This is a genomic window from Nocardiopsis sp. NPDC007018, from assembly GCF_040635075.1.
In the GTDB taxonomy this organism is placed as follows: Bacteria; Actinomycetota; Actinomycetes; order Streptosporangiales; family Streptosporangiaceae; genus Nocardiopsis.
In genome coordinates this window covers 136,844-162,905 of record NZ_JBEYHA010000003.1, presented here as the reverse complement: position 1 = coordinate 162,905, position 26,062 = coordinate 136,844, and the positions used below count along the sequence as shown (strand labels likewise).

Genomic DNA, 26,062 nt, shown 5'->3' with positions numbered 1-26,062 from the left:
TCGCGCTCCAGATTAGGCCCTGGTCGGCACCCGTCCGCAGCGGGTGCCGTGCGGGCCCGGCGCCCGTTCCGACCTCGCGTTACATGCCGCCGGCGACCCGGAGGACGGTACCGGTCGTGTACGAGGCGTCGGCCGAGAGGAGCCAGGAGATCGCCCCGGAGATCTCCTCCGGGCGCGCCGCACGGCCCAGCGGGATGCGCGACGCCGCTCGGACGGGGCGGTCGGGATCGCCCATCGCGGCGTGCATGTCGGTGTCGGTGATGCCGGGAGAGACCGCGTTGACCCGTACCCCGACCGGCCCGAGTTCCTTGGCCAGCCCCACGGTGAGCGTGTCGACGGCGGCCTTGGTCGCGGCGTAGTGCACGTACTCGCCGGGGCTGCCCAGGGTCGCGGCCGCCGAGGAGACGTTGACGATCGCGCCGCCGCTCGCGCTCATCTCCCGTACGGCGCGTCGGCAGCACAGCAGGTAGCCCAGCAGGTTCACGTCGACCACGCGGCGCAGGTCCCGCGTGCTGACGTCCGCGAAGGCCCCCAGGGGGCCGGTGACCCCGGCGTTGTTCACCAGCCCGTCCACCGTGCCGAACTCGGTCAGGGCGGTGTCGAAGATCCGCTCCACGCCCGCCTCGTCGGAGGTGTCGGCGCGCACGGTAGCGCACCGGCCCCCGGCGGCGCGCACGTCGTCGGCGACCCGCTGGGCCGAGGCCGTGTCACTCGCGTACCCGAGCACCACGTCGTGGCCGTCCCGGGCCAGTCGGACACACGTGGCGGCGCCGATGCCGCGGCTGCCGCCGGTGACGACGGTGACCTGACGTGACATGCGGTCCCTCCCCGGTTCGACGCCCCCGTCCCTGTTCGGGCCGCTGACCGAGGGAAGTATGCCACTGGGTTCGGGAGCCGCCTCCGCCGGGGCGGCCGACCCCGACCGGCCCGAGGGACCCGGGAGTCGCCGGGCCTCAGACGACCGCGCGGGGCGCGACCGCCGACTTGTGCAGCGACGCCACCGCGAACGCCCGACCGGCCCGGGTGAGCTCCCGGCGGCCGTCGTGGTCGTCGCCGGTGACCAGCCCGAGTGCTTCCAGCAGCCACCCGACCGCCATCACCATGGCCCGGACCCGGTCGGAGCCGGTCTCGGCGGTGCGCCGGTGCGCGGCGGCGTGCCGACCGGCCGCCACCGGGGGGTCAACGGGCCGCCACCCGGACTCGGTCAGCGTGCGTTCGGCCTCCTCCGCGTCGGAGGTGCCGGGCCGGGCGTGCGACCCCAACCCCTGTGGGGATCGGGCCAGCAGTTGGCCCAGGAGGGTCTCGGCGGCGGCCTGCTGGATGCCGCCGGTGCGGCACATCGTCTCCGTGGCGGCCTGCCACAGCGCCTCGGGGTCCTCGCGCAGCTGTTGGCCGCGGCGGGTGAGTTCGAGCCGACGCCCCGATCGGCGCACGGCGCGCATCGTGCGCAGTACCTGGTGCAGGGCGATGATCTGGGTCGCGTCGGTCTCGCTGCGGGGCGGCTCCGGGGTGGTGGTCCAGCCGAAGTCCTCGCACAGCTGGCGCACCACGCCGGGCGAGATGTACCCGATCTGGGTGAGGGCGATCCCGTCCGCTGCCAGGTCCAGCATCCGTTGCAGCGGTGCCATCGCCGCGGTCGACCCGCGCGGCACGTCCGCCCCCGCGATGATCTGTCCCACCAGCGGCCACAGCCGCTGCCGGTGCGGGTGGGCCGACGAGGAGATCCAGGCGCGGACCCGCTCCTCGCGAATCCGGTCCAGGTGGCTGAGGCCCCGGTGGTCGGGCTGGGTCAGGAAGGAGCGGGCGAACCGTTCCTGGGCGGGCCGCCAGCCGCTCTTGCCGGGGCAGATGTCGCCCAGGGTGATGGCCAGTTCGAGGGCGGCGGCGGTCTCCCGGCGCGAGTGCAGCTCCACGTCGCCCACGGCGGTGCCCCAGGTGAGTTCGGGCAGGTCCGGCGGTTCCACACCGGACTCCCACATGAGCCGCTCGTACATGGCCAGGCCCGCGGTGTGGTCGGCGTCGTACAGGGTCAGGAGGGTGGCGGTCTCCGAGGCCCGGCACACGTCCGCGTACCGGTTCAGCTTCAGGAGCTGGAAGAGGTGGCCCAGGGAGCGCACCGCGAACAGCCGGTCGTCGGAGGAGTCCTGGAAGCGCACGGGCAGCTCGTACCAGCAGAAGCGCTGCACGGTGTGCTGGTTGAGCCGTTGGATGTCCTGGTCGGGGGCGAGCGTGTCCAGAGCCAGTCGTGCCAGGTCGGCCGCCCGTTCGTCCCGCCGGGCCAGCTCGGCGAGCGCGGACGCGACTGCCTCCCTCATGATGGGCACCACCTCCCCGCGTACCTCGTGCCCGGACCGTCCGGGGGTGGGACGGCCGGGTACGGTGCTTCGTTGTCCGCCGAGGGCCCGGTGGGGGCCACCGCCTCGGGTCGTGGCTGTCCTACCCCGGAAAGGCCGAAGAATTCCAGCTTGTGGGCTTCCGGGCCGCTACTGCCGGGGGCGGCGCGGGGGTACCGGCGGGACGACGCGGCTCGCGACGACGTCGGCCTCCGCGACGTCTACCGTCGAGCCGTCCCTCCTGCGCAGCGTGAGCACGCCCTCGGCCCAGGACTCCACGACACCGACGATATCGGTGAAGCCTCCCTCCGCGCGGGTGATTCGCACGGAGACCCGCGAGCCGAGGTCCCGCGGCGTGATCCGGTGGACGAGTCGTCCGCCCAGGTGCATGGTTTCCGCCCCCCGAGTGTGCGATGGGTGTTCTCCGACGCCATACTAGGAGTACGACATCTGTGCCAATCGCTTTACAGAGCCCGGACCGCACCCGACGCCCGCACGTCGGACCCGGCGCCGGAGAGCCCTGAAGGTCCCCGCCTCCCCGCGGGTCAGCGGGGGTGAGACAAGGAGTACGACGTGACCTACGTCATCGCGCAGCCCTGTGTTGATGTGCTGGACAAGGCGTGCATTGACGAGTGCCCCGTGGACTGCATCTACGAGGGTGACCGCATGCTCTACATCCATCCGGACGAGTGTGTGGACTGCGGTGCGTGCGAGCCGGTCTGCCCGGTGGAGGCCATCTACTACGAGGACGACCTGCCCGAGCAGTGGTCCGAGTTCTACAAGGCCAACGTCGACTTCTTCGACGACCTGGGCTCCCCGGGCGGCGCCTCCAAGGTCGGCAAGATCGACCGCGACCACCCGATCGTCGCCAAGCTGCCCCCGCAGGCCGAGTGAGCCTCGCGCGACCCCTTGGCGCAGAGGTCGCGTGGCAGAAGTGACGCGTCGCGCCGACCCCTCGGGGTCGGCGCGACGCTGTCGTGTGGGGCCTCCCCAGACCTGAACGGCCCGAGAACCGAATGGAGAGTGCACCGATGGGTGAACGTCGACCGGTGACCGATCGGCTTCCGACCTTCCCGTGGGACCGACTGGCGCCCTACAAGAGAACGGCCGCCGCCCATCCGGACGGGATCGTCGACCTGTCGGTCGGTACCCCCGTCGACCCGGTGCCCCCGAACCTGCGCGCGGCTCTGGCCGACGCCTCCGACTCGCCCGGCTATCCGCTGACCTGGGGCACGCCCGAACTGCGCGCGTCCATCCAGGACTGGTTGGAGCGCCGCCACGACGTGCGGGTCGCGGACGGAGCGGTGCTGCCCACGGTCGGCTCCAAGGAACTGGTGGCTTGGCTGCCGACCCTGTTGGGTCTGGGCCCCGGCGACACCGTCGTCCACCCCGAGCTGGCGTACCCGACCTACGACGCGGGCGCGCGCGTCGCGGGCGCCACCCCGGTCGCCTCGGACAGCCTCACCGCTCTCGGCCCGGCCGACGTCAAGCTCCTGTGGGTCAACTCGCCCGCCAACCCCACCGGCCGGGTTCTCGGCAGGGACCACCTGCGCAAGGTGGTCGAGTGGGCGCGCGAGCGCGACACGATCGTGGCGTCCGACGAGTGCTACCTGGACCTGGGCTGGGATGACGCCGAGCCCGTCTCGATCCTGCACCCGGACGTGTGCGGCGGCTCCCACGCGAACCTGCTCGCGGTGCACTCGCTGTCCAAGCGCTCGAACCTGGCCGGGTACCGGGGCGCCTTCGTCGCGGGCGACCCCGACCTGGTGGCCGAGCTGCTCGCGGTGCGCAAGCACGCGGGCATGATCGTCCCCGCTCCCGTGCAGGCGGCCATGCGGGCGGCGTTGGACGACGACGCCCACGCCGCCGAGCAGAAGGAGCGCTACCGGGCCCGCCGCACGCGGCTGCGCGCGGCGTTCGAGGGCGCGGGCTGGAGCGTGGAGCACTCCGACGCGGGTCTGTACCTGTGGGCCAGCCACCCCGACCACGACGCGTGGGGCGCGGTCGCGGCGCTGGCCGAGCGCGGTGTGCTGGTGGCTCCCGGAGCCTTCTACGGTCCGACCGGCGAGCGCCACGTCCGGGTGGCCTTCACCGCCACCGACGAACGGGTCGGCGCCGCGGTCGCCCGCCTGGCCGAGTGACGGAAGAGGGGGGCGGCCGGTCGGCCGCACCCCCTGGTGTGGGCGAGCGCGTCCCCGAGGGGCGCGCTCCCCCGCCGTGACGCGTCCCGGACGAGCACGCCCGGGCCGCGACCTACCTCAGGACGACGCGGCCGCCGGTGTCCTGGTCGCGGTCCGCGATCTCGGTCCACGCCTGGGCCCCGTCCATCCCGTCCGAGGCGCGCCACCGCTGGTCCCCGTACGTCACCGACGTGATCCCGTACTCCTCGGCGTGCACGACCGCCCACTGGGCCATCGCCCAGCCGAGGTCGCCGGTCCGGGGTTGGTCCCCCTCGGGGACGGGCAGCTCGGCCGGGTCGGTGCCAAAGACCCGGGCCATCTCCTCCTGGGCCCCGGCGACGTCGGCCTCCCCGGTACGCAACGCCTCCACGGTCTCCTCGTCGAACCAGCAGGTCACCATGCCCCCGCCGCGACCGCCGAAGGCCTCGGCCATGTCGGCGGACAGGTCCTCGTGCTGGTCGTAGGCGAATCCGTGGGCGCTGCGCTGGACGCTCTGAGCGGCCTCGTAGACGGGCAGGTCCTCCCACCCTCCGACCTCCACCAGCTCGTCGTAGAACGAACGGCTGGAGTAGACGGGGTCCAGGATCTCCTCCGGCTCACCCCACTCCTGCGAGGGGCGCTGCTGGAACAGGCCGAGGGAGTCGCGGTCGCCGTACTCCACGTTGTAGAACGTGGACTCCTGCCACACCGTCGCGAACGCCACCGTCACCGCCTCCTCGGGCAGATCGCGGCTGAAGGCGACACCGCCCACGGTGGCCGCGTTCGCCGCCTGGGTGATCTCCATGTCGTAGCGGCCCTCGGCCAGCTGGAGGCGGCAGCCCGGGTCGGGCCGCTCGCGTGTGTCCAGCGGCTCGAACGTGGTCATCACGTAGTAGCCCCCGGCCACGAACAGTCCGCAGACGAAGGTGAGGATGAGGAGGATCTTGGCGAACGCGGAGAACGTCCTGCGTTTACTGGGCACGGGCGAACCAAGGGTCGGCGACGGGTGGAGCGCACCGGTCGCGGACTCGAGGGGAGGTCCGAGGCGGTGTGCTGGGCGCGCCGGGCCCCTTGCGGAGGCGGTCCCCGGACGGGCCTCGGCGAAAGTGTAGTCTGCGCCGCGATCACTCCTGGGAACGCCGCCCGGGGCGTGTGTTCCAGGGCTGTTCGGGGCCGCTGCGCGTGGTCGGCAGCGAGTGGCCAACGGCTCACGCGGAGCGGGCGGGGCGCAGACGACCCACCCCGGGCGAGCGGCTAACGTGGGTTCACATGACCAGCTCGTACACCAGCCCGCTGCCCGACCAGATCGACGAACTCTGGGAGCGGCGCTCCGAACTGACCCCCGACCACTCCGAGGCGCGCGCCGTCATCACCGGCGCCATCGACCAGATCGACGAGGGCAAGGCCCGCGTGGCCTTCGTCGACCCGGCCACCGACGACGTGGTGGTCGACGAGCGCGCCAAGCGCTCCATCCTCCTCGGCTTCAAGGTCCTGGACATGAAGGAGTCGCACGTCGGCGACTTCTACCACCACGACCGCATGCCGCTGAAGACCCGTTTCGACGGGGTCCGCGTCGTCGCGGGCGCCATCGCCCGCTGGGGCTCGTTCCTGGCCCCGGGCGTCGTGCTCATGCCGTCCTTCACCAACATCGGCGCCTACGTCGGTTCCGGCACCATGGTCGACACCTGGGCCACGGTCGGCTCCTGCGCGCAGATCGGCGAGAACGTCCACCTGTCCGGCGGCGTGGGTGTCGGCGGTGTCCTGGAGCCCCCGCAGGCCTCCCCGGTGATCATCGAGGACGACGCCTTCCTGGGCTCGCGCAGCATGGTCGTCGAGGGCGCCCGCGTGCGCAAGGGCGCCAAGCTCGGCGCCGGCACCATCCTCACCTCGTCCACGCGCGTCTTCGACGCCGAGACGGGCGAGGAACTGGCACGCGGCGAGGCCCCGGCGTGGTCGGTGTGCGTGACCGCCAACCGCACCAAGAGCTTCCCCGGCGGCGACTTCGGCATGCCCGTCCTGCTGGTGCTCAAGCGTCTGGAGGAGGGGCAGGAGCACGACAAGCTCGCCCTGAACGACCTCCTGCGCGAGCACGGCGTCAACGCCTAGGCTCCGTACCCGAGCGCGCACCGGCGACGGCGCGCGCGCCCGCGCACCGACGCGGGCGGGGCGTCCTCCCGTCCGGGAGGGCGCCCCGCCGTTGTTCTAGGGTGGCCATGCGCGAGACCACCCACCCACCTCACCGAAACGGGGCGACACCATGCTGGACCTGACCTCGGACGTGGCGGACCTGACCGCCGCCCTCGTGGACATCCGTTCCGAGAGCGGGGACGAGACGGCCCTCGCCGACGCGGTCGAGAACGCCCTGTCCGCCCTGACCCACCTGACCGTGACCCGGGACGGCGACGCCGTCGTGGCCCGCACGGACCTGGGCCGAGGCCGCCGCGTCGTGGTCGCCGGACACCTCGACACCGTCCCGATCGTGGACAACGTCCCCTCCCACGTGGACGGCGACCGCCTGTACGGCTGCGGCACCACCGACATGAAGTCGGGTGTGGCCGTCCAGCTCAAGCTGGCCGCGCTGGTCACCGAGCCGGTCCACGACGTCACGTACGTCTTCTACGACAACGAGGAGGTCGACGCGGTCCGCAACGGCCTCCTGCGCCTGAGCCGGAACCACCCGGAGTGGCTGGCCGGGGACTTCGCGATCCTCATGGAGCCCACCGACGGCGTCATCGAGGGCGGCTGCCAGGGCACCATGCGCGTGGACGTCACCGCCTACGGCAAGCGGGCCCACAGCGCGCGGTCGTGGAAGGGCGAGAACGCCATCCACAAGGCGGGCGCGATCCTGGACGTGCTGCGCGCCTACACCCCCCGCCAGCCCGAGGTCGAGGGTCTGACCTTCCACGAGGGGCTCAACGCCGTGTACGTCGAGGGCGGCGTGGCCGGAAACGTCATTCCGGACGAGTGCGTGGTGCGGGTGAACTACCGGTACGCGCCGGACCGGTCCCCGGCCGACGCCGAGGCGCACCTGCGCGAGGTGTTCGCGGGCTTCGAGGTGACGGTCACCGACTCCTCCGCCCCGGCCCGCCCCGGCCTGGACGACCCCTCGGCGGCGGCGTTCGTCACCGCGGTGGGGGAGGGGCGGGCGCGCGCCAAGCTGGGCTGGACTGACGTGTCCCGCTTCTCGGAGCTGGGCGTGCCCGCCGTGAACTACGGGCCCGGCGACCCCATGCTGGCCCACACGCGCGACGAGTACGCGAGCATCGCGCAGATCCGCGAGGCCGAGGAGCGCATGGTGGCCTGGCTCACCGGTCGACGCTGACCGAGGGGGCCCGAAGGGGTGACGCCGCGCACCGCGCACCGCCCACCAGGAGTTTCCGCCCTGGTGGGCGGTTCCGTGTCCGCTACCGGTCACCGGGCCGACACGCGTCGTTCGGGTGTGGGGCGGCCACGGGTGGATAGCTTTACGACATGACGGAAGAAGAGAACGTGAGGCGTGCCGGACCGCTCACCTACCGCGGCCGCGCGATCCCCGACACCACCACGGACCAACGGCTCCTCGACCGGCGCGGCCCCGCCGACTGGGTGCACACCGACCCCTGGCGCGTGCTGCGCATCCAGTCGGAGTTCGTCGAGGGCTTCGGCCTGCTGTCCGAGCTTCCTTCCGCCGTGAGCGTGTTCGGTTCGGCGCGGATCAGGCCGGGCACCGAGTTCTACGAGCTGGGCGTGCGGGTGGGTGCCAAGCTGGCCGAAGCCGGGTACGCGACGATCACCGGCGGCGGCCCCGGGATGATGGAGGCGGCCAACAAGGGCGCCCAGCAGGGCGGCGGGCTCTCGGTGGGCCTGGGCATCGAGCTCCCCTTCGAGCAGTCGCTCAACCCCTACATCGACATGGGGATGACCTTCCGGTACTTCTTCGTCCGCAAGACGATGTTCGTGAAGTACTCGCAGGCCTTCGTGGTGCTGCCGGGCGGGTTCGGCACCCTCGACGAGCTGTTCGAGGCGATCACTCTCGTGCAGACCAAGAAGATCACCCGGTTCCCGGTGGTGCTGATCGGTACCGAGTTCTGGGGCGGTATGCGGAGCTGGGTGGAGGACAGCCTGCTCAAGCACGGCCTGATCGCGGACCACGACATGGAGCTGTTGTACGTGACCGACGATCCCGACGAGGCGGTGCACATCGTGCAGCAGGCGCACCTGCACCTGGAGAACCGGTTCGAGCGCGACGAGCCCGGACCGGCCAGCTAGACCCGAACGGGACCCGGACCGGTCCCGTGGGTCCGGCCCCCCGGACCGGAGGGCGGTCCGGAACCCGCGCCGCCGCGCCCCGGCCCCCGGCGCGCCTCAGGCCAAGCCCCTGCGCGCGGCGGCGGGCGGACGTTCGCCGCGCACCGACGCGACCATGTCCAGGGCCCGCCCGACCCGCTCGGGGTGGGCGGTGACGAACACGCGCGCTCCCGCCCAGGCGTACAGGCTCGCCAGGGCCACCTCCTCGGCCGCCGCGACCGGGACCGCGCCCGCGATGCCCGGCGGTGCCGTGGGCAGGTCCGTTCGCGGCTCCCCGCCGTCCGGCGGCGTGCAGCGGACCAGGACGGAGTGGCCCTCGGCCGCCAGCTCCTCGACCCGGGCGACGGGCGGACGGTGACCGGCGTCGACCGTCCACGGTGTCGCGGGCGCGCCGTCTCCGGCGGGGGGAGCGCAGGGGGCGTCCCCTGCGGCGGGCGCCTCCGGGGGCGTTAGGACTCGGAAGGGTGCGTTCGACACCCGCAGAGTCTCCCACGCCCGGCGCTCCCTGGGGAGCGCGGCGGTGTGGCACGATCGGTCCCGTGCCTTTCTTCATCATGATCCTGGTCGCCGCAGCCGCTCTCGCCGTCCTCGTCGGAGTGGTCTTCGTCGTGCTCGGCAAGGGCGGTCAGCTCGCCCGGTTCGAGGCCGACTTCCCCCCGCTCGACCTGCCCGAGGGGCGCCCGGTGGGCTCCCGCGACCTGGCCGGTCTCCTGGTCCCCCTGTCGATGTGGGGGTACCACGTGCGGGCGGTCGACGAACTGCTGGTGCGGCTCACCGCGACCCTGCGCGAACGCGAGGAGCGGATCGAGGACCTGGAGTGGCGGCTGGCCCGGCTGGACCCGTCCTACGTGCCCCGGGGCACGGGACCGCGTCCGGGCGCGTACCTGCCCGGCCAGGACGAGCTCGACGGCTCTCCGGAGGGGGAGGTGGCGGAGGGTGTGAGGCTGGTCCCGGCCCCCGTGGCGCACCGCGCGTCGGACTACGCGCCGGATCACGCCCCGGAGGTCGGTGCCGCCGACCACCGCGTGGCGACCGCCGAAACCTCCCCCGAATATCTGTCCGAAACCACCCCCGAGGCGGGGTGGGAGTCCGCCGCGGAGTCGGTCGCCGGGGCCGCTCCGGAGGCGGGTGACACCCCGGTGGGCGGGCGCGGCGACGACCGCCCCTGACCCGCTCCGAGGAGCCCGTGGCGTCCCGGCACGCCCGGGCCGGCTATGCCGTGCATCACATCCGCCTCGTCCTTCTTGGTCGGATGTGGTGCGTTCGGGTGTTCTATTCTCGGTCGCTGTACATGCGTACCCCCTGCTCCGCCGGAGCGGGTGGATCGTCGTGAGGATGGCGAGGATGGACTCAGCACCCGAACTCCGGGCGGGCTCCGTGAGCGACCCGGGGGACGACCCCGCCCCGGGGAACCCCTCCACCCCGGTGCGCCAGATGTCCCTGTGGCCGCCGCCCCGCTCGAACCGGCACACCGGCAGGCGCCGCCGCCAGGTCGCGCGGACCGCCGTGGCCCTGGCCGCGCTGGTGCTGCTCGGCGGCGGCGGTTACGCGGCCTGGTCCCACCTGGACGGCGCCCGCGAGGACACCGTCACCACCATGTCCGACCCCGAGGCGTTCGTGGGCGCCTGGTCCGGGCGGATGAGCCAGGTCGACACGGACGGCACGCCGGTCGCCGAGTGGGACGCCGAGGTGCGGATCGAGGACGGGGCCCAACGCGGCAGCACCGCCTGGACCACCTTCTCCTGCTCAGGGACCCTGGACCTGTCGGCGCGCGACGGCGACCGCCTGGTGTACGCCTACACCGAGACCGCCGACCCGCAGGACCGGTGCGTCGACGAGTCGGAACTGACCCTGTGGCCCGGCCCGGACGGGCGGATCAACGCGGAGTGGTCCTCCGTCACCCGTGAGGGGACCCGGATGGTCTCCACGGGAATCCTGGACTGACCCGGTCGCCGCGAAGGCGCGGGGGCGGGACGGCCCCGGAGCGCCCCCCTTCCTCGGGGTGACGGGACCGCACGGACGCGCGCACCGCGCGGGTTTCGGTCAAGACCGATATAACCTTACTGACCAAAGATTCCACGCCGGTGGGCGCGCACGAGAGCGCCGGGCTGTCGCCTGGCGCACACCCAGGGGTCAATCTCCGAGATAATGGCCAGGAGTGATTCCCGACCCCCGAGCCACGCGGGCGCGAGTCACACGGAACCGGCGGACGGTTTCGGAGTCGAGACGTACCCGCGGATCGGCGTCGGTGCTGTGGGTCGGCTCCGGCCACCTGCGAGGAACACCTAGAAAGGGGAATGGCATGGCGGCGATGAAGCCGAGGACCAGCGACGGGCCGATGGAGGTCACCAAGGAGGGTCGCGGCATCATCATGCGGGTCCCGCTCGAGGGCGGCGGCCGTCTGGTCGTGGAGCTCACGCCGGACGAGGCGACCGAGCTCCGGGACGCGCTCCAGGGTGTCGTCGGTTAGTCCGGTACCACTCGTCCCCCACCTGGGCCGGAACGCCCTGACGACCCCCGAGGTTCCACACCTCCCACCCGCGTGAACCTCCCCGAGTGAACGATTGTGAGCGGCCTGTGCCATTCGCCACGGAGATCCACCCCGTACCGGGGACCCTCGCCGATTCCACCGCGGACCTGCTGGTCCTCCCCGTACCCGCGGGCGAGGAAGGCCCCGAGGCGGTCGACGGGGTCACCGACGGCGGACTGACACAGGTCCTTCCGTCCTCGCTCGCGGACCTGTTCACGCACTACGCACTCACCGGCAAACCCGGTGAGCTCTGCCAGTTCCCGGTGTCCCGGGACGGGGGCCTGGTGCGCCTGGCCCTTCTCGGAGTCGGATCGGGTGCCCCCGACGACCTCCGGAAGGCCGGTGCCGCCCTCTCCCGGGCCGCACGGGGCAACGAGCGCGTCGCCGTGGCCTGGCCCGGCGCGGACGACGCGGCCGCCACGGCGTTCGCCGAGGGCGCCCTGCTCGCCTCCTACACCTTCACGTACAAGACCACGGCGCCCCCGAGGTCGCAGCGCCCCGCACCCGCGATCGACGTGGTCGGCGACGTCTCCGCCCTCTCCGGGCCGCTGGGTCTGGGCACCACCCTGGCCGCGGCGACCGCCCTGGCACGGGACCTGATCAACACCCCCTCGTTGACCAAGGACCCCGAGTGGATGGCCGCCCGCGCGCGTGAGACCGCCGACGGGTCCGGGCTCGGCGTGCGGGTGTGGGACGAGCGGGAGCTGGAGGAGGAGGGCTTCGGCGCCATCCTCGGCGTCGGCCAGGGCTCGTCGCGGCCGCCCCGGCTGGTGGAGCTGTCCTACACGCCGGAGAACCCCACCGCGCACGTGGTGCTGGTCGGCAAGGGCATCACCTTCGACACCGGCGGGCTCTCGCTCAAGCCCAACGACAACATGAAGCTCATGAAGACCGACATGAGCGGTGCGGCGATCGTGCTGGCCGTCCTGTCGGCGCTGTCCTCGGTGGGCGCGGGGGTCCGGGTCACCGGTCTGCTGGCACTGGCCGAGAACGCCCTGTCGGGTGACGCCACCCGCATCGGCGACGTGCTGACCACCTACACCGGCCGCACCGTGGAGGTGCTCAACTCCGACGCCGAGGGGCGCCTGGTCCTGGCCGACGCCATGGGCTACGCCAGCACCCGACTCGTCCCGGACGTCCTGGTGGACGTGGCCACCCTGACCGGCGCGGCCAAGCTCGCCCTGGGCACCGGCACGGGCGCGCTGTACAGCACCGACGACGCGGTCGCCGCCCAGATCGAGGCGGCCGGGGCCGAGGCGGGCGAGCCGCTGTGGCGCATGCCGCTCACTGAGGAGTACCTCCCGACCACCCGGTCACGGGTGGCCGACCTGGCCAACATCGGCACGCGCGGCGGCGACTTCGGTCCGGCCGGGGCCACCGACGCGGCCCTGTTCCTGCGTGAGTTCACCGGCGGCCTGCCCTGGGCCCACCTGGACATCGCCGGTCCGGGCCGGTCCATGCAGGAGAGCGGGCTGCTCACCAAGGGCGGTACGGCCTTCGCCACCCGCACCCTGCTGCGCTGGCTCGCCCAGCGGTAGCGCCTCCGGTCGGCGACGACCCGGCCGCGGGCCCGTGTGGACCACCCCTCCGCACGGGCCCGCCGCATGAGGGGCCGCGCCGGGCCCGTTCCGGGAGGCGGGCCCCGGGTCCCGCGCTGCGCGGCCCCTACGGGCGGATGGCGGCGAGCAGGCCCTCGCCGACCGGTACCAGCAGCGGGATGAACGCCTCGTCCTCCCGCATGCGCTGCATCACCTCGCGTACCGCGACCTCCGCCGCGCCCGGAACCCGCAGCGGGCTGTCCGGTTCGGGGGGCGTGGCCAGCACGGCGTTGAACACCACCACCCCGCCCGGGCGCAGCAGCCGCAGCGCCTCCTCCAGGTAGGCCGGGTACGACTCCGGGTCGGCGTCGACCGACACCATGTCGTACCCGCCGTCCGTCAGCCGGGGCAGCACCTCCAGCGCCGCTCCTCGGATCAACCGGGCCCGGCCCGCTCCGAACCCCGCCCGGGAGAACGCCGAACGCGCGTAGTCCAGGTAGGCGGCGTTGACGTCGACGGTCGTCAGGATGCCCTCGGGGATCATCCCCCTGAGCAGCCACAGGCCCGACGTGCCGCACCCGGTGCCGATCTCCACCACCGCGCGCGCCCCGATGGCCGCGGTGAGGAACCGCAGCGCGGCCCCGGTGGCGGCGTCCACGGGCGAGGCGGCGGCGCGCACCCCGGCGTCGTAGGCGTCCGCCAGCGGCCCGTCCCCCATGGCGGACTCCTCGAACCGAGCCTGCTCGGTCCGGACCCACGCGGTCCGGGCCACGCTCTCTTCTGCGCTGATGACGGCCTCCCAAGCACTGCTGAATGTCATGGCCAGGCGCTCTGACCGGGGGATCGTCACCCACCGTAGAATGGTGGTAGCGGCCAGGTATGTCCCTGTGCAGAAGACTAGCCTGATCAGGCCGCAACTCCGAGTGTGGCGGCGGGAACTTCATCGACCCCTCCGACGTTGAATCGGGATGAACGCACGTTGATCGCCACGAAGTGAACGCCCCCCGACCCAGCCCTCGCGTGGCACATCAGCGGGATGAAGGGAGCAGCGGTGCCAGAGACCGGCCCTGCCGTCGAGTTCGAGGCATGGGAACCCCCGAGCTGGGAAGAGGTCGTGCGCGTCCACTCGCCGCGCGTCTACCGACTGGCCTATCGCCTCACCGGGAACAAGCACGACGCCGAGGACCTCACCCAGGAGGTCTTCATCCGTGTGTTCCGCTCCCTCGCCAACTACACCCCCGGCACCTTCGAGGGGTGGCTGCACCGCATCACCACCAACCTCTTCCTCGACATGGCCCGGCGTAAGGCCCGCATCCGCTTCGAGGGGCTGGCCGACAACGCCGACGAACGGCTGGAGGGCCGCGAGCCCTCACCGGCCCAGCGCTACGACGACCGGCACTTCGACGCCGACGTCCAGAGCGCGCTGGACGCCCTGCCCGCCGAGTTCCGCGCCCCCGTCGTGCTGTGCGACATCGAGGGCCTCTCCTACGAGGAGATCGCGGCGACGCTCGGCGTCAAGCTGGGCACCGTACGCAGCCGTATCCACCGGGGGCGCGCCCAGCTGCGCCGCGCCCTGGAGCACCGCAGGTCCCTGGCGGCCGCGGCCGGCGCCGAGGGGGCCGACGGCGGCACCGCCAACGTCAAGCTCGGGGAGGCGGAGTGAGCAAGGACCACCTCGGGGAGCGCCTGTCGGCGCTCATCGACGGAGAGCTGGGGGCGGCCGAGCACGAGCGCGCCCTCATCCACCTGGCCAAGTGCGAGTCGTGCCGCTTCGAGGCCGACATGATGCGCAGACTCAAGCGCAGGCTCACCGGGCTCGGCGAACCCGAACCCAGCATGGACTTCATGGGGCGCCTGATGTCCCAGCCGGGCCTGGGAGGGCCGGTCACCGGGACACGTGATCGGGGTGATCGCGGTCCCTCGGACCCGCCGCCGACCGGCCCTTTCGGCTCCAGCCCTCCGCTGGGGCACACCCGCCCGCTGGGGGGCTTCCCCACCGGCGGCCCCCTCATGTCGGGGGCGGACCGGCCGTCGTACCCGAGCGAACCGGTGCCCGAGTCCGCGCGCACCCGCCCGGGCACCGCGACGTCCGAGGACCGGCGGAAGCAGCCGCGGACCCGGCCGGAGCGGTACGTGCCGCCGAGCCCCGAACCCCGGGGTGGCGGAGACCGGTTCTCCCACCTGCTGCCGCACTTCTCCGGCGGACGCTACGCCGTCGCCGGTCTGGCGGTGGCGACGGCCCTGCTGGGGAGCGCGTTCGTGGCGGGTGGTGAGGGTGACGACGCGCCAGTGGTCGAGCCCCGCCTCGCCGACTTCGCGGTCGAGCACGCGGTGACGAGCCGCCAGATCCCGGTGGTGGAGCCGCTGCCCGCCGACCAGCCGCCGTTCGAGCCGCTCCCCGTCGCGGCGGAGGGCGCCCCCTCGGGCTCGACCGAAACGACCCGGTGAGGTCTGGCAGACCCTCTTCCGGCCCGAACACCGCCCCCGGCCCAGTGGTGGCCGCCGCGCTCCTGTGCGCCCTGGTGCTCACCGGTGCGGTGCATCCGGACGCGACAGCGGTCCCGGCCGAGGGGGAGGACCACGGCATGGCCGTGCTGGAACGCGCCTCCGAGGCCCACGGCCGCGTGCCCTACACGGCCGTGCGCGAGGTGCGCGGACCCGAGGGAACCCCACGGGACGGGGTCGACGTGCGTGTGGTCCACCGGCCCGGTTCGGGGCTGGCCATGTCGCCGCTGGGGGAGGAGGACGCGCAGTCGGCCTTCGTCGTGCTGGCCTCCCCGGCCCTGGAGTCCCTCGACGAGCGCCTGCTGGTGGTGCTGGAGGAGACCTACCGGGTGGTGGACGCGGGCCCGGACACCCTCGACGGGAGGTCCGCGCGGCTGGTGGAGGCGCTGCGGGCGGACTCCACGGTGGCGGGGCGGTTCTGGGTGGACACCGAGACCCACCTCCTGCTGGGGCACACCGTGTACGACCGCTCGGGCGCAGAGGCGTTCAGCAGCCACCTCACCGACCTCAGCCCGGGGGAGGGCGCCTGGCCGGACGGGGTCTCGGGTGACTCGCCCTGGGGCGACGCCCTCGACCCCGGGGAACGGCAGCGGCTACGCGAGGCGGGATGGGTGCTGCCCGAGCACCTGACCTGGGACCTGCGATTGGTCGACACCCGCTCCAAGCGCTACGCGGGGGAACGGGTCGTGCACGCCGTCTACTCGGACGGACTCTCCCAGGTGTCGGTCTTCGCCCAGCGCGGGAAGCTGGGAACGGAACATCCCTCCACACTTGGTAACGGATACGCCGGAACCGGGACGGGGGGTGGTGGCGTCACACCAGGAAACGACACGATCTTCGGCGGTGACGTGGGTCAGTACCAGAGCGTGTGGCAGGCGAACGGATTCGTCTACACGGTGCTGGCCGACGCCCCCGCGGACCTGGCCTCCTCGGCGGTGGCCGCGTTGCCAGGACCCGAGGACTCCGGCTTCTGGGCCAGGGTGCTGCGAGGTCTGTCCCGGCTGGGCCTGCTCTAGGGCCCCGCCGCCCGGCACGGGGCGCGTGCCGGGACCGAAGCCGAGCGACCAACGGAGCAGGTCTTGAGCCAGGACAACGACCGTTCGGAACCCGTCGAGGGGCGTACCCGGCCCTCGCCGAACGGCGGCGCGCCACATCCGGGAGCGTCGGACGCGCCAGACCCGGGGCAGGGGTCCGCCGGTGCGTGGACCGCCCCGCCCCATCCGCAGGGAGCCCAGCCTCCCCCGACCTCGCCGACTCCCGGCGGCGGAGGCCCCATGCACCCCCACCAGCCCCCTCACGGAGACCGCCCCCAGGCGGGAGGGACCGAGGACCCGCAGCAGCCGCTCCAGCCCCAGCAGGCCTCGGGAGCACAGCGGCCCCATGATGGTCAGGCTCTCGGGCAGCCGCAGTCGCACGAGTACCCGCAGGCCCCGGTGTCACAGCAGTCTCAGGGCGCCCAGCAGCCTCACGAAGGCCAGCAGGAGCGCGCCGCCCAGCAGGCCCGGGCGGCCCAACAGGGGCAGGCGGGGCAGCAGACTCCGGCATCCTTCGGTGCGCAGCAGAATCAGCAGTCCACGGGGGCCCAGCAGGCGCACGGCGCGCAGCAACCCCAGTCACACGCGGCGCAGCAGGCACAGACGTCCCAGCAGTCCCTGGCCGCCCAGCAGGCTCAGGCGGCCCAACAGGGGCAGGCGGGGCAGCAGACTCCGGCAGCCTTCGGGGCGCAGCAGTCCCCTGGCGGCGAGCAGGCGCACGCGTCCCAGCAGGCGCACAACGCTCAGTGGCTCCAGCCCAACGCGTCCCAGCAGGCCCAGGCCACGCAGCAGGCGTACACCGCCCAGCAGGCCTACGCCCGCCAGACGCAGCAGAACCCCTTCGCGCAGTCCTCCCAGGGCGCGGCCACGCACGGGCACTTCGCCGCCCCGCCCGGAGCCACGGCCTCCCACCCCCCGACCGCTCCCGAGCAGCCGCCGCGTCGCGGCAAGCGCGGAGTCCCCCTCTGGGCGGCCCTGAGCGGCATGCTGGTGATCGGCCTCATCGCGGGTGGCGCGGGCGGGCTCGCCGGAGGGCTCCTCGGCCCCGACCAGCAGGCGGCCCCCGAGAACAAGACGGGGCCCACCATCAACGAGCCCCCGCCCGAGGCGCCCGAACGCGCGGCCGACACCATCGCGGGAGTGGCGCAGAGGGTCAGCCCGAGCGTCGTCTCGCTGCGCAGCGCGGGCGGACGGGTCGGAGCGACCGGCTCCGGCTTCGTCATCGCCGACGACTACGTCGTCACCAACGACCACGTCTCCGCCCCCCTGGAGGAGGACGGCATCGTGATCGAGTACAGCGACGGCAGCAACAGCCTGGCCACCGTCGTGGGCTCGGACCCCAGCTCCGACCTGGCCGTCCTCGAACTGGAGGACCCCAACGAGGTCGAGCCGCTGGAGTTCGGTGACTCCGACGAGGCGGTCGTGGGAGACGAGGTCATCGCGATCGGCGCGCCGCTGGGCCTGGACGGCACGGTCACCCAGGGCATCATCAGCGCCAAGGACCGGCCGGTCAGCTCCGACGAGGGTGAGAGCCAGTTCTTCGCCCTCCAGACCGACGCGGCGATCAACCCCGGCAACTCGGGCGGCCCGCTCGTCGACGTCCAGGGCCGGGTCATCGGCGTCAACTCCATGATCGTCACCATGGGCGGCGGTTTCATGGGCGAACAGCCGGGCGGCAGCATCGGCCTGGGCTTCGCCATCCCGTCCACGGAGGCGGAGGAGGTCGTCAACCGGATGATCGACCACGGTGAGACCAGCTACGCCGACCTCGGCGTCGTCTTCGACTCCCGGAACCCGGTGATCGGCGCGGCCATCGACGACGACCCCCAGGCGGTCGAGCGGGGCGGGCCCGCCGACGAGGCCGGGCTGGAGCCGGGCGACGTGATCGTCTCCTTCGACGGCCGCAGGGTCAACTCCGCAGGGGAACTCCAGGCGATGGTGCGCGACCGCTCCCCGGGCGAGGAGGTCGAGCTGGAGTACGAGCGCGACGGCGACCGCGAGGCCGTCACCGTCACCCTCGGCGCCAGCGACTGACCGTCCCGCCCCCGGGCACACGACGGCCCCCGGGTCCCAGCGGGACCCGGGGGCCGTACGCGTGTCCTCCGGCCGAACCGTCGGCCCGAGGTCAGCGACCGGCGGGCGAGATGCCCAGCTGCATCCCGGCCAGGCCGCGCGGCTTGCCCACCAGCTTCTCGGCGATCGAGGTGATCACCTTGCTGGCCTCGACGTCGGGGTGGGTCAGCACGAGCGGCTGGCCCTCGTCGCCGCCCTCGCGCAGGCGGGTGTCGAGCGGCACCTGGCCCATGAGCGGGATCTCGGCGCCGAGGGTCTTGGTCAGCGCGTCGGCGACCGTCTGGCCGCCGCCCTGGCCGAAGAGGTGGACCGGCTCGCCGCCGTCCTCCGGCTGGTAGTAGGACATGTTCTCGATGACGCCCGCGATGCGCTGGTGCGTCTGGGCGGTGATCGCGCCCGCGCGCTCGGCGACCTCGGCGGCGGCCTGCTGCGGCGTGGTGACCACGATCAGCTCGGCGGCCGGGAGGAGCTGGGCGACGGAGATCGCGATGTCGCCGGTGCCCGGGGGCAGGTCCATCAGGAGGACGTCCAGGTCGCCCCAGAACACGTCGGAGAGGAACTGCTGGAGGGCGCGGTGCAGCATGGGTCCGCGCCACACCACCGGGGTGTTGCCCTCGGTGAACATGCCCACCGAGATGACCTTGATGTCGTGCGCGGTCGGCGGGAGGATCATGTCCTCGACCTTGGTCGGGAAGCCCGACGCGCCGAGCATGCGCGGCACCGAGTGGCCGTAGATGTCGGCGTCGACGACGCCGACCTTGTGGCCCTGGGCCGCGAGCGCGGCGGCCAGGTTCACGGTGACGGACGACTTGCCGACACCGCCCTTGCCGGAGGCGACCGCGTAGACCTTGGTGAGGGAGTTCGGCTTGGCGAAGGGGATCTCCTTCTCCGCCTGGCCGCCGCGGAGCTTGGTCTGGAGCTCCTTGCGCTGCTCCTCGTTCATGACGTCGAGCTCGACCGTGACCTTCGTGACCCCGGCGACCTTGGTCACCGCTTCGGTCACGTCCTTCTCGATGCGACCCTTCATCGGGCAGCCGGCCACCGTGAGGTAGATGCCGACGTGCACGGCGCCGTCGTCGCCGATCTCGACGCTCTTGACCATGCCGAGGTCGGTGATGGGGCGGCGGATCTCCGGGTCTTGCACCGTGGCCAGGGCTGCGTGGACCTGCTCGGTGGTTGCTGTGGAGGACATGTACTCAATCGTAGGTCAGCGGGACGGGGTGGTTGGCCTGTGGCGTCGCTCGCGTGACCGTCCGCAGGACCATCCCGTGCAACAGGGGAGGGGCGGTCCGCTATTCCGTCGGGAGGGGCGGTGGGGGCTGGTGTTCCGCACTGTGACCAGGCCATAACGGCGTGGCCTTAACGCAGGCGATACATGCCCGGATAGTAGTCTCAGCGCACGATGGGAAATGTGCCGCCACCGCCTGGTTCGTCCTGGCCCGCCGCGCCTGAGGGGCCGGAGGGCCAGGCTTCCGGTGGCCACACCCAGGAGCAGACCTGGGCCTGGCCGCCGGGTGGCGCGAGGCAGACCCCGCCCGGCGGGCACCCCGCCCTGACACCCGACCCGGCGGTGTGGGCGTGGCCGCCCCCGCGTCCGGTGCGGACCAGTCTCTTCGCGTGCGCGGAGATCCCCGGGGGTGAGTCGTATCACAGACTCGCCCGAACCCCGAGGTTCCGCTGGTGGGTCCCGCCGCTGGCGCTCCTGGTCTTCGCCGTCCTGCTGTTCTTCCTGTGGGTCGGCGTGCTGGTCGTGATGACGATCGTCGCGATCCTCGGTGGCAGCGGTCTGGCGCCCGACTCGGTCCGGGTGGGGGAGATCGCGGGGCTGGCCTTCGGGCTGGCGGCGATCGCCCTGCTCGCACCCGTCACACTCTTCGTCGCCCGGGTGGTGCAGTGGCGCAGACCGGGCTCGCTGTTGTCGGTCACCGGGCGCGTGCGCTGGGGCTGGTTGGCCCGCTGCGTGTGCGCGGGGGCGATCCCGGCCACTGCCGTGGCGGCGCTGGTACTGGTGGTGTCCGGGGAGGGGCCGTCGGACCTGCCGGTCACCGTCGGCTACGGGAGCGTGGAGGTCCTCGCCGCGGCGCTGCTCGTGATCGCGCTGCTGGTGCCGCTCCAGTCCGTGGCCGAGGAGATGACGCTGCGCGGGATGGTCATGCAGCTCGTCGGTTCGCTGGGGTCGCCCACCGGGAGGAGCGCGTTCTCCCGGGTGCTGCGCTCGCCATGGCCCGCGATCCTGGCGGGTGGCACCCTGTTCGCCGCCCTGTACGCGGCCACCCACCCCGGCGACGCGTGGAACACAGCGGCGCTGGCCGTGCTCGGCCTGGGTATGGCCTGGGCGACCTGGCGCACCGGTGGCCTGGAGGCCGCGATCGGTCTGCACGTGGTCAACAGCCTGATCCAGTTCGGCGTGTGCGCCGTGGAGGGCCGCCTGGACGAGGTGGGCACCGGTGTGGTGCTCGGCGGGGGTCTTCCCCTGGGCACCAACACCCCGATGACGCTGGTCCTGGCGGTGGTGCAGGTGGGTCTGTACCTGCTGCTGGTGAGCGCGCTGGCCCGCCGCCACGGGGTGGCGCGCCGCAGCGCTCCCGTCCCGGCCTGAGGTCGGTGCGGGGCGCGGTTCAGGGGCGGGTCCGCGTCGCCCCGTCGTCCTCGGCGGAGCGGCCCCCGGACGTCTCCGTGGAGCGCTCCTGCGCGACCTCGGCGGTCTCCTCTGGGTGCCCCCGCCCCGCCGGGCTCCCCGGGGCGTCGTCTCCGTGAGGCCGGTGTTCCCCTTCGGGACCCACCCGTGAGGCCTCCGGCTCCGGGACGGGCGGGAACACCCAGGTGCGGTAGGCGAAGAAGCGGAACAGCGTGCCCAGCCCCACGCCCACCACGTTGCCGGAGACGTTCTGCGCCAGGGTGCTGTCCAGGCCCAGTACGTACAGCGAGAAGGCCTGGCAGCCCACCTGGATGAGCATGCCCACGCCGTTCATCGCCAGGAACAGGAGGGTCTCCCGGCCCAGGCCGGTGCGGGCCCGGTCGCCGAAGGTCCAGTACCGGTTGCCCACGAAGGCCACCGCGATGGCGCACGAGGTGCCCGCGACCTGGCCGGTCATCGGGCCCATCCCGGCGGCCCACAGCAGATTGGTGGCGGCCAGCTGGACGACGTAGGCGAGCGCGCCCACAGAGCCGAACTTGCCGACCTCGGAGGCGAGCCGGGCCAGTCGGGGACGGCGGGAGAGGAACGCGCGCATGGCCAGCGGCCTCCGGGTCCTGGTGGGGGTCACGGTGGCAGGGGAGTGGGCCCTGGGGCGGCGTACCCGCACGCCCTAGACTCTATCCGGGGCCTTCGACAGACACCCCGGCCGCGGGTTCCGAGCCGATCGGCCAGGTTCCGCCGTGCGCGGGGCCGCCCCGCATCCGCGGTTGACGAGCATTGAGTTGAGGAACTGTGAGCGAGCGTAACCGCATCGTCCCCCGTGTGGGAATGGTGGGCGGAGGCCAACTGTCCCGGATGACCCACCAGGCGGGCATCGGACTCGGGGTGGACTTCTCGGTCCTGGCCGCCGACCCCGCCGACAGCGCGGCCCTGGTCTGCGGCGACGTCACCCTGGGCGACGACAAGGGTCTGGACGACGTCCTGGCCTTCGCCAAGGCCCACGACGTCGTCACCTTCGACCACGAGCACGTGCCCGAGCCGGTCCTGCGGGCCGTGGAGGAGGCGGGCGGGCTGCTGCGGCCCGGCCGCGACGCCCTCCGGTTCGCGCAGGACAAGCTGCGTATGCGCACCCGCATGGCGGAGCTGGGCGCGCCCTGCCCGCGCTGGCGGGCGGTGACCACCCTGGAGCACGTCACCGGGTTCGCCGAGGGCACCGGGGACGGTGCCTCCGGCGGGGCGGGAGCCCGGAACGGCGGCACCGGCTGGCCGGTCGTGTTGAAGGCCGCGCGCGGCGGCTACGACGGCAAGGGCGTGTGGGTCGTGGACGGCCCCGAGGAGGCCCGGGAGGTCGTCGACCGCGCCGCCGCCGAGGACGTCCACCTGCTCGTGGAGGAGAAGGTGGACTTCTCCCGCGAGCTGGCCGTGCAGGTGGCCCGCTCCCCGCACGGGCAGGTCGCCGTCTACCCGGTCGTGGAGACCGTCCAGCGCGGCGGTATCTGCCACGAGGTGATCGCTCCCGCTCCGGGGCTCGACGAGGACCGGGCCCTGCGCGCCCAGAAGCTGGCGATCGAGATCGCGCACGCCCTGGACGTCACCGGGGTGCTCGCGGTGGAGCTGTTCGAGACCGCTGACGACGTCGTCGTCAACGAGCTGGCCATGCGCCCGCACAACTCCGGGCACTGGAGCATCGAGGGCGCCCGCACCTCCCAGTTCGAGCAGCACCTGCGCGCGGTCCTGAACCTGCCCCTGGGTTCGCCGCGCACCAACGCCCCCTACACCGTCATGGCCAACCTGCTGGGCGGCGAGGACCCGGAGGTGTACCGCCGCTACCTGCACGTGATGGCCAAGGACCCCGAGGTGAAGGTGCACTTCTACGGCAAGGACGTGCGTCCGGGCCGCAAGATCGGGCACGTCACCGTGATGGGCGACGACTACGAGGACCTGCTGGAGCGCGCCCGCGACGCCGCTTCCTACCTGCGAGGAGACCAGAAGTGACCGACAGCAAGCCCGTGGTGGGCATCGTGATGGGCTCCGACTCCGACTGGCCGGTGATGCGCGAGGCCGCCGAGGCGCTCTCGGAGTTCGGCGTGCCCTTCGAGGCCGACGTGGTCTCGGCGCACCGGATGCCGCACGAGATGATCTCCTACGGGGCGGAGGCGGCCGGTCGCGGGTTGAAGGCGATCATCGCCGGTGCGGGTGGCGCCGCCCACCTGCCGGGCATGTTGGCCTCGGTGACCACGCTGCCGGTGATCGGCGTCCCGGTGCCGCTCAAGTACCTGGACGGCATGGACTCGCTGCTGTCCATCGTGCAGATGCCCGCCGGGGTGCCGGTGGCGACGGTGGCGGTGGGAGCGGCGCGCAACGCCGGTCTGCTGGCCGTGCGGCAGCTGGCCGCGCACGACCCGGAGCTGGCCGAGCGCATGGCGACGTTCCAGGAGCAGCTGAAGGAGCAGGCGCACGCCAAGGGGGAGCGGCTGCGCCGCGAGGTGGCCGACGGCGGCCGGACGATGGGCTTCGGCCTGTAGGGGCCCCGGGGCCCGGTCCCCCGTTCCCCGGAGCAGTGGGCCCCGAAGGTCCCGCCGTCCCGTGGGGCCCCGGGGCGCGGGCCCTGGTGGCGCGGGGCCCGGCCTCACTCCTCGGGCAGGAGGGCGCGCAGCCCGGCCATCGCCTGGTCGACCGTGGGCAGCGACTCGGGGTCGACCAGGTACTGGAGCACGTACCCGGTGACCGTGTTGTAGACCATCGACCCCAGGCCCGCGACGGTGCCGGGGTCGACCTCCTCGGGGGGCACACCCAGGACGAGGGCGCTGAACTCCCGGCGGGCCTCGGCCACGCCCTCGGCGAGCTGGGCCCGCATGGTGGCGTCGAACTGGGCCTGTCCGAAGACCTGCACGCTGGAGACCATGAGGTCGCGGTGGGCGGGGAGGGTCTCGAACAGCGTGCTGACGATCAGGCGGGCCCGGTCCTTGGCGGTCTCCGGCCGCGCCCTCGTGATGGCGGCCTCGAAGACGTCGCCCCACTCGCCGGTGGCTTCGAGGACGGCGGTGTTCATGAGCTGGTCCTTGGACCCGAAGTGGTATCCGATGGACGCCAGGTGCGCACCGGAGGCGGCGGCGATGTCGCGGGCGGTGGTCTTGGCGTAGCCCTTCTCCGCCAGGCACTTCTTCGCGCCCGCCAGCAGGTCCTCACGTTGGCTCATGCCCCGACCCTAGCACTTTTGACGTACGTACATATTGACGGCCGATTTGAACGCACGTACGATCAGTCGCCATGACCACCCTTCCCACCAACACACGCGCCACCCGCCGCACCTGGGCCGGGCTCGCGCTGCTCCTCGTCCCCGCGCTCCTGGTCTCCATGGACCTCTCGGTGCTCTTCGTCGCCGCACCCGCCATCGCCCGCGACCTCGACCCCACCGGAACCCAGTGGCTGTGGATGATGGACGTCTACGGGTTCGTCCTGGCCGGGCTGCTCATCACGATGGGGGCGCTCGGTGACCGGATCGGCCGCAGGCGGCTCCTGCTCTGCGGGGCCGTCGCCTTCGGCGCGGCCTCGGCCCTCCTGGCCCTGGCACCCACCCCCGAACTGTTCGTCCTCGGGCGCGCCCTGCTCGGCGTCGGCGGCGCCACCCTCGCCCCGTCCACGTTCTCGCTGATCCGCGCCATGTTCGCCGACCCCGCGCAGCGCCGGGCCGCCATCGGACTGTGGACCGTCGCGTTCACCGGGGGCGCCGTCGTCGGCCCGATCATCGGCGGGGTGCTGCTGGAGTTCTTCCCCTGGGGGTCGGTCTTCCTGATCAACCTGCCGTTCATGGCACTGCTGCTCGCGGCCGCGCCGTTCCTGCTCCCGGAGTCGCGCGAGCCCTCGCGCACCGCGTTCGACCTGGCCGGGGCGGCCACCTCCCTGATCGCGATCCTCGTCCTGGTGCACGCGGCCAAGCGCGTGGTCGCCCACGGACCCGACCTCACCGTCCTGGTCGCGCTCGTCGTCGGACTGCTGGCCCTGGCGGCCTTCGTCACCCGTCAGCGCCGGGCCCTCGACCCACTCGTCGACCTCTCCCTGTTCGCCCGTCCCGCCTTCACCGCCTCGGTGACCGGTAACGCGGTGGTCTCCTTCGCCGCGGCCGGGCTCGGCGTGCTGACCTTCACCTACCTCCAGGTCGTGCACGGGCTCAGCCCCCTGATGGCGGCCCTGTACGCCCTGCCGACCATCCTCGGCGCCGTGGCGGGGGCCACCGCCGCCGGGCTGCTCGCTGAGCGGGTGCGCCCCGCCGTGCTCATGGGCGCGGGGCTGGCCGTCGGCGCGGGCGGCTTCACCATCGTCGGGCTCAGCGACGGCGTCGTCGCCTTCCTCGCCGGGTACGTCGTGGTGACCCTCGGGGTGGGGATGGTGGGCACTCTGGCGAACACGCTGGTCATGGCCACCGCCCCGCCCGAGCGGGCCGGATCGGCGGCGGGCGTGTCCGAGACCAGCACGGAACTGGGCGCGGCGCTGGGCATCGCCACCCTGGGCACGATCGCCACATCGGTCTACCAGGCCGGGATGGGCGGGGTCCCCGGGGCGGACGGTGCCGCCGGGGAGACCGTCGCGGGCGCGGCGGAGGTCGCCGGAGCGCTGCCCGACGACGAGGCCGGGGCACTCCTCGGCGCCGCCTTCGACGCCTTCTCCTCGGGCGTCACCGCCGCCGCTCTCACCGGGGCCGCCGTGATGGCGGCGGTGACGCTCCTGACGCTGGTCGCGCTCCGGCGTCTGCCCGCAGGAACCGAGGCGACCGGGCACGACGCCGCCCGGACCTGAACCGACCGCCGCCCGGATCGGGGAGAGCTCGTTCGGAGCGGGTAGGAGGACCGGTCCGGGCCTCGTGGGCCCGTCGGTGGCCTCCGGAGGCGTCGTACCCGTGTGGAAGGATGTCCGGGAGTCGGAGAGAGTCGGTCGGCACGGCCGCGCCAGGCGCACTCCGGCCCC

The 26,062-nt window shown here is 73.1% G+C and carries 25 protein-coding genes and 1 pseudogene; 17 read left to right on the top strand and 9 right to left on the bottom strand.

The window, feature by feature from the left end; genetic code table 11:
* Positions 1–79: 79 nt before the first annotated feature.
* From ABZ635_RS02735 to ABZ635_RS02725, 3 genes are all read right to left on the bottom strand, one after another.
* Positions 80–817, bottom strand: coding sequence for an SDR family oxidoreductase (locus tag ABZ635_RS02735; protein ID WP_357757804.1), 738 nt, complete (start codon positions 815–817; stop codon positions 80–82).
* 136 nt (positions 818–953) lie between these two features.
* Positions 954–2,315, bottom strand: a complete 1,362-nt coding sequence (locus tag ABZ635_RS02730) for a hypothetical protein (protein WP_357757801.1) — start codon at positions 2,313–2,315, stop codon at positions 954–956.
* A gap of 168 nt (positions 2,316–2,483) precedes the next feature.
* On the bottom strand, positions 2,484–2,723 hold the full coding sequence (locus ABZ635_RS02725) for a hypothetical protein (RefSeq protein WP_357757798.1): 240 nt from the start codon (positions 2,721–2,723) through the stop codon (positions 2,484–2,486).
* A 183-nt stretch (positions 2,724–2,906) separates the two neighbouring features.
* Between ABZ635_RS02725 and fdxA the strand changes: the two genes are divergently transcribed.
* Both fdxA and dapC read left to right on the top strand, forming a co-directional pair.
* The gene (fdxA, locus tag ABZ635_RS02720; RefSeq protein WP_014908468.1) at positions 2,907–3,227 is read left to right on the top strand and encodes a ferredoxin; all 321 of its coding nucleotides are present in this window, start codon (positions 2,907–2,909) and stop codon (positions 3,225–3,227) included.
* A gap of 137 nt (positions 3,228–3,364) precedes the next feature.
* Positions 3,365–4,474, top strand: a complete 1,110-nt coding sequence (gene dapC, locus ABZ635_RS02715; RefSeq protein ID WP_357757795.1) for a succinyldiaminopimelate transaminase — start codon at positions 3,365–3,367, stop codon at positions 4,472–4,474.
* Positions 4,475–4,586: 112 nt separating this feature from the next.
* Here the strand turns inward: dapC and ABZ635_RS02710 are convergent, their stop codons facing one another.
* Positions 4,587–5,474, bottom strand: a complete 888-nt coding sequence (locus ABZ635_RS02710) for a hypothetical protein (RefSeq protein ID WP_357757793.1) — start codon at positions 5,472–5,474, stop codon at positions 4,587–4,589.
* 287 nt (positions 5,475–5,761) lie between these two features.
* On the opposite strand from ABZ635_RS02710, the gene ABZ635_RS02705 reads away from it, so the two are divergent.
* From ABZ635_RS02705 to ABZ635_RS02695, 3 genes are all read left to right on the top strand, one after another.
* Positions 5,762–6,598: a 2,3,4,5-tetrahydropyridine-2,6-dicarboxylate N-succinyltransferase gene (locus ABZ635_RS02705; protein ID WP_357757789.1), complete on the top strand. Its 837-nt coding sequence runs from the start codon at positions 5,762–5,764 to the stop codon at positions 6,596–6,598.
* 151 nt (positions 6,599–6,749) lie between these two features.
* Entirely contained in the window at positions 6,750–7,814 is a 1,065-nt protein-coding gene (gene dapE, locus ABZ635_RS02700; protein ID WP_357757787.1) for a succinyl-diaminopimelate desuccinylase, read from the top strand.
* 149 nt (positions 7,815–7,963) lie between these two features.
* Positions 7,964–8,740: a TIGR00730 family Rossman fold protein gene (locus tag ABZ635_RS02695; RefSeq protein WP_357757784.1), complete on the top strand. Its 777-nt coding sequence runs from the start codon at positions 7,964–7,966 to the stop codon at positions 8,738–8,740.
* A gap of 96 nt (positions 8,741–8,836) precedes the next feature.
* Here ABZ635_RS02695 and ABZ635_RS02690 read toward each other — a convergent pair whose 3' ends face one another.
* Positions 8,837–9,256 (bottom strand): hypothetical protein, encoded by a 420-nt coding sequence (locus tag ABZ635_RS02690; RefSeq protein WP_357757782.1) that lies wholly within the window; start codon positions 9,254–9,256, stop codon positions 8,837–8,839.
* A 62-nt stretch (positions 9,257–9,318) separates the two neighbouring features.
* Here ABZ635_RS02690 and ABZ635_RS02685 point away from each other — a divergent pair, with 62 nt between their 5' ends.
* From ABZ635_RS02685 to ABZ635_RS02670, 4 genes are all read left to right on the top strand, one after another.
* Positions 9,319–9,948, top strand: a complete 630-nt coding sequence (locus ABZ635_RS02685) for a hypothetical protein (RefSeq protein WP_357757780.1) — start codon at positions 9,319–9,321, stop codon at positions 9,946–9,948.
* A gap of 175 nt (positions 9,949–10,123) precedes the next feature.
* A complete protein-coding gene (locus ABZ635_RS02680) occupies positions 10,124–10,723 on the top strand; it encodes a hypothetical protein (protein ID WP_357757777.1) in 600 nt (199 codons plus the stop codon).
* Positions 10,724–11,081: 358 nt separating this feature from the next.
* Entirely contained in the window at positions 11,082–11,249 is a 168-nt protein-coding gene (locus ABZ635_RS02675; protein WP_014909697.1) for a DUF3117 domain-containing protein, read from the top strand.
* A gap of 107 nt (positions 11,250–11,356) precedes the next feature.
* Positions 11,357–12,847, top strand: coding sequence for a leucyl aminopeptidase (locus tag ABZ635_RS02670; RefSeq protein ID WP_357757774.1), 1,491 nt, complete (start codon positions 11,357–11,359; stop codon positions 12,845–12,847).
* Between the two features lie 127 nt (positions 12,848–12,974).
* Here ABZ635_RS02670 and ABZ635_RS02665 read toward each other — a convergent pair whose 3' ends face one another.
* A complete protein-coding gene (locus ABZ635_RS02665; RefSeq protein ID WP_357757921.1) occupies positions 12,975–13,565 on the bottom strand; it encodes an O-methyltransferase in 591 nt (196 codons plus the stop codon).
* Positions 13,566–13,883: 318 nt separating this feature from the next.
* On the opposite strand from ABZ635_RS02665, the gene sigE reads away from it, so the two are divergent.
* From sigE to ABZ635_RS02645, 4 genes are all read left to right on the top strand, one after another.
* The gene (gene sigE, locus ABZ635_RS02660; protein WP_357757771.1) at positions 13,884–14,510 is read left to right on the top strand and encodes an RNA polymerase sigma factor SigE; all 627 of its coding nucleotides are present in this window, start codon (positions 13,884–13,886) and stop codon (positions 14,508–14,510) included.
* A complete protein-coding gene (locus ABZ635_RS02655) occupies positions 14,507–15,295 on the top strand; it encodes a zf-HC2 domain-containing protein (RefSeq protein WP_357757769.1) in 789 nt (262 codons plus the stop codon). Before sigE ends, ABZ635_RS02655 begins: the two co-directional genes overlap by 4 nt.
* A 47-nt stretch (positions 15,296–15,342) precedes the next feature.
* Positions 15,343–16,368, top strand: coding sequence for a transcriptional regulator (locus ABZ635_RS02650; protein WP_357757767.1), 1,026 nt, complete (start codon positions 15,343–15,345; stop codon positions 16,366–16,368).
* Between the two features lie 258 nt (positions 16,369–16,626).
* Positions 16,627–18,420: a trypsin-like peptidase domain-containing protein gene (locus ABZ635_RS02645; protein WP_357757764.1), complete on the top strand. Its 1,794-nt coding sequence runs from the start codon at positions 16,627–16,629 to the stop codon at positions 18,418–18,420.
* 91 nt (positions 18,421–18,511) lie between these two features.
* Here ABZ635_RS02645 and ABZ635_RS02640 read toward each other — a convergent pair whose 3' ends face one another.
* Positions 18,512–19,651, bottom strand: a complete 1,140-nt coding sequence (locus ABZ635_RS02640) for an Mrp/NBP35 family ATP-binding protein (protein WP_357757761.1) — start codon at positions 19,649–19,651, stop codon at positions 18,512–18,514.
* 405 nt (positions 19,652–20,056) lie between these two features.
* On the opposite strand from ABZ635_RS02640, the gene ABZ635_RS02635 reads away from it, so the two are divergent.
* Entirely contained in the window at positions 20,057–21,058 is a 1,002-nt protein-coding gene (locus ABZ635_RS02635; RefSeq protein ID WP_357757918.1) for a type II CAAX endopeptidase family protein, read from the top strand.
* Between the two features lie 211 nt (positions 21,059–21,269).
* Here the strand turns inward: ABZ635_RS02635 and ABZ635_RS02630 are convergent.
* A pseudogene (locus tag ABZ635_RS02630) lies at positions 21,270–21,692 on the bottom strand (GtrA family protein); the annotation flags it as partial.
* Between the two features lie 197 nt (positions 21,693–21,889).
* On the opposite strand from ABZ635_RS02630, the gene ABZ635_RS02625 reads away from it, so the two are divergent.
* Both ABZ635_RS02625 and purE read left to right on the top strand, forming a co-directional pair.
* Positions 21,890–23,092, top strand: coding sequence for a 5-(carboxyamino)imidazole ribonucleotide synthase (locus ABZ635_RS02625; protein WP_357757758.1), 1,203 nt, complete (start codon positions 21,890–21,892; stop codon positions 23,090–23,092).
* Positions 23,089–23,622 (top strand): 5-(carboxyamino)imidazole ribonucleotide mutase, encoded by a 534-nt coding sequence (purE, locus tag ABZ635_RS02620; protein ID WP_357757755.1) that lies wholly within the window; start codon positions 23,089–23,091, stop codon positions 23,620–23,622. The genes ABZ635_RS02625 and purE overlap by 4 nt, the downstream gene beginning before the upstream one ends.
* A gap of 104 nt (positions 23,623–23,726) precedes the next feature.
* Here the strand turns inward: purE and ABZ635_RS02615 are convergent, their stop codons facing one another.
* Positions 23,727–24,296, bottom strand: a complete 570-nt coding sequence (locus ABZ635_RS02615) for a TetR/AcrR family transcriptional regulator (protein ID WP_357757752.1) — start codon at positions 24,294–24,296, stop codon at positions 23,727–23,729.
* A gap of 71 nt (positions 24,297–24,367) precedes the next feature.
* Between ABZ635_RS02615 and ABZ635_RS02610 the strand changes: the two genes are divergently transcribed.
* Positions 24,368–25,894 carry an MFS transporter gene (locus ABZ635_RS02610; RefSeq protein ID WP_357757749.1) on the top strand — a complete coding sequence of 509 codons (1,527 nt, stop codon included), beginning with the start codon at positions 24,368–24,370 and terminating at the stop codon, positions 25,892–25,894.
* Positions 25,895–26,062 lie beyond the last annotated feature (168 nt).

Bases quoted from the DNA above. Each gene is read 5' to 3' on its own strand.
- ABZ635_RS02735 (WP_357757804.1), bottom strand. From the start codon at position 817: ATGTCACGTCAGGTCACCGTCGTCACCGGCGGCAGCCGCGGCATCGGC.
- ABZ635_RS02615 (WP_357757752.1), bottom strand. From the start codon at position 24,296: ATGAGCCAACGTGAGGACCTGCTGGCGGGCGCGAAGAAGTGCCTGGCG.
- dapC (WP_357757795.1), top strand. From the start codon at position 3,365: ATGGGTGAACGTCGACCGGTGACCGATCGGCTTCCGACCTTCCCGTGG.
- ABZ635_RS02665 (WP_357757921.1), bottom strand. From the start codon at position 13,565: ATGGGGGACGGGCCGCTGGCGGACGCCTACGACGCCGGGGTGCGCGCC.
- ABZ635_RS02610 (WP_357757749.1), top strand. From the start codon at position 24,368: ATGACCACCCTTCCCACCAACACACGCGCCACCCGCCGCACCTGGGCC.
- ABZ635_RS02680 (WP_357757777.1), top strand. From the start codon at position 10,124: ATGGACTCAGCACCCGAACTCCGGGCGGGCTCCGTGAGCGACCCGGGG.
- ABZ635_RS02640 (WP_357757761.1), bottom strand. From the start codon at position 19,651: ATGTCCTCCACAGCAACCACCGAGCAGGTCCACGCAGCCCTGGCCACG.
- sigE (WP_357757771.1), top strand. From the start codon at position 13,884: ATGAAGGGAGCAGCGGTGCCAGAGACCGGCCCTGCCGTCGAGTTCGAG.
- ABZ635_RS02705 (WP_357757789.1), top strand. From the start codon at position 5,762: ATGACCAGCTCGTACACCAGCCCGCTGCCCGACCAGATCGACGAACTC.
- ABZ635_RS02725 (WP_357757798.1), bottom strand. From the start codon at position 2,723: ATGCACCTGGGCGGACGACTCGTCCACCGGATCACGCCGCGGGACCTC.
- ABZ635_RS02645 (WP_357757764.1), top strand. From the start codon at position 16,627: ATGCACCCCCACCAGCCCCCTCACGGAGACCGCCCCCAGGCGGGAGGG.
- dapE (WP_357757787.1), top strand. From the start codon at position 6,750: ATGCTGGACCTGACCTCGGACGTGGCGGACCTGACCGCCGCCCTCGTG.
- ABZ635_RS02675 (WP_014909697.1), top strand. From the start codon at position 11,082: ATGGCGGCGATGAAGCCGAGGACCAGCGACGGGCCGATGGAGGTCACC.
- ABZ635_RS02730 (WP_357757801.1), bottom strand. From the start codon at position 2,315: ATGAGGGAGGCAGTCGCGTCCGCGCTCGCCGAGCTGGCCCGGCGGGAC.
- ABZ635_RS02695 (WP_357757784.1), top strand. From the start codon at position 7,964: ATGACGGAAGAAGAGAACGTGAGGCGTGCCGGACCGCTCACCTACCGC.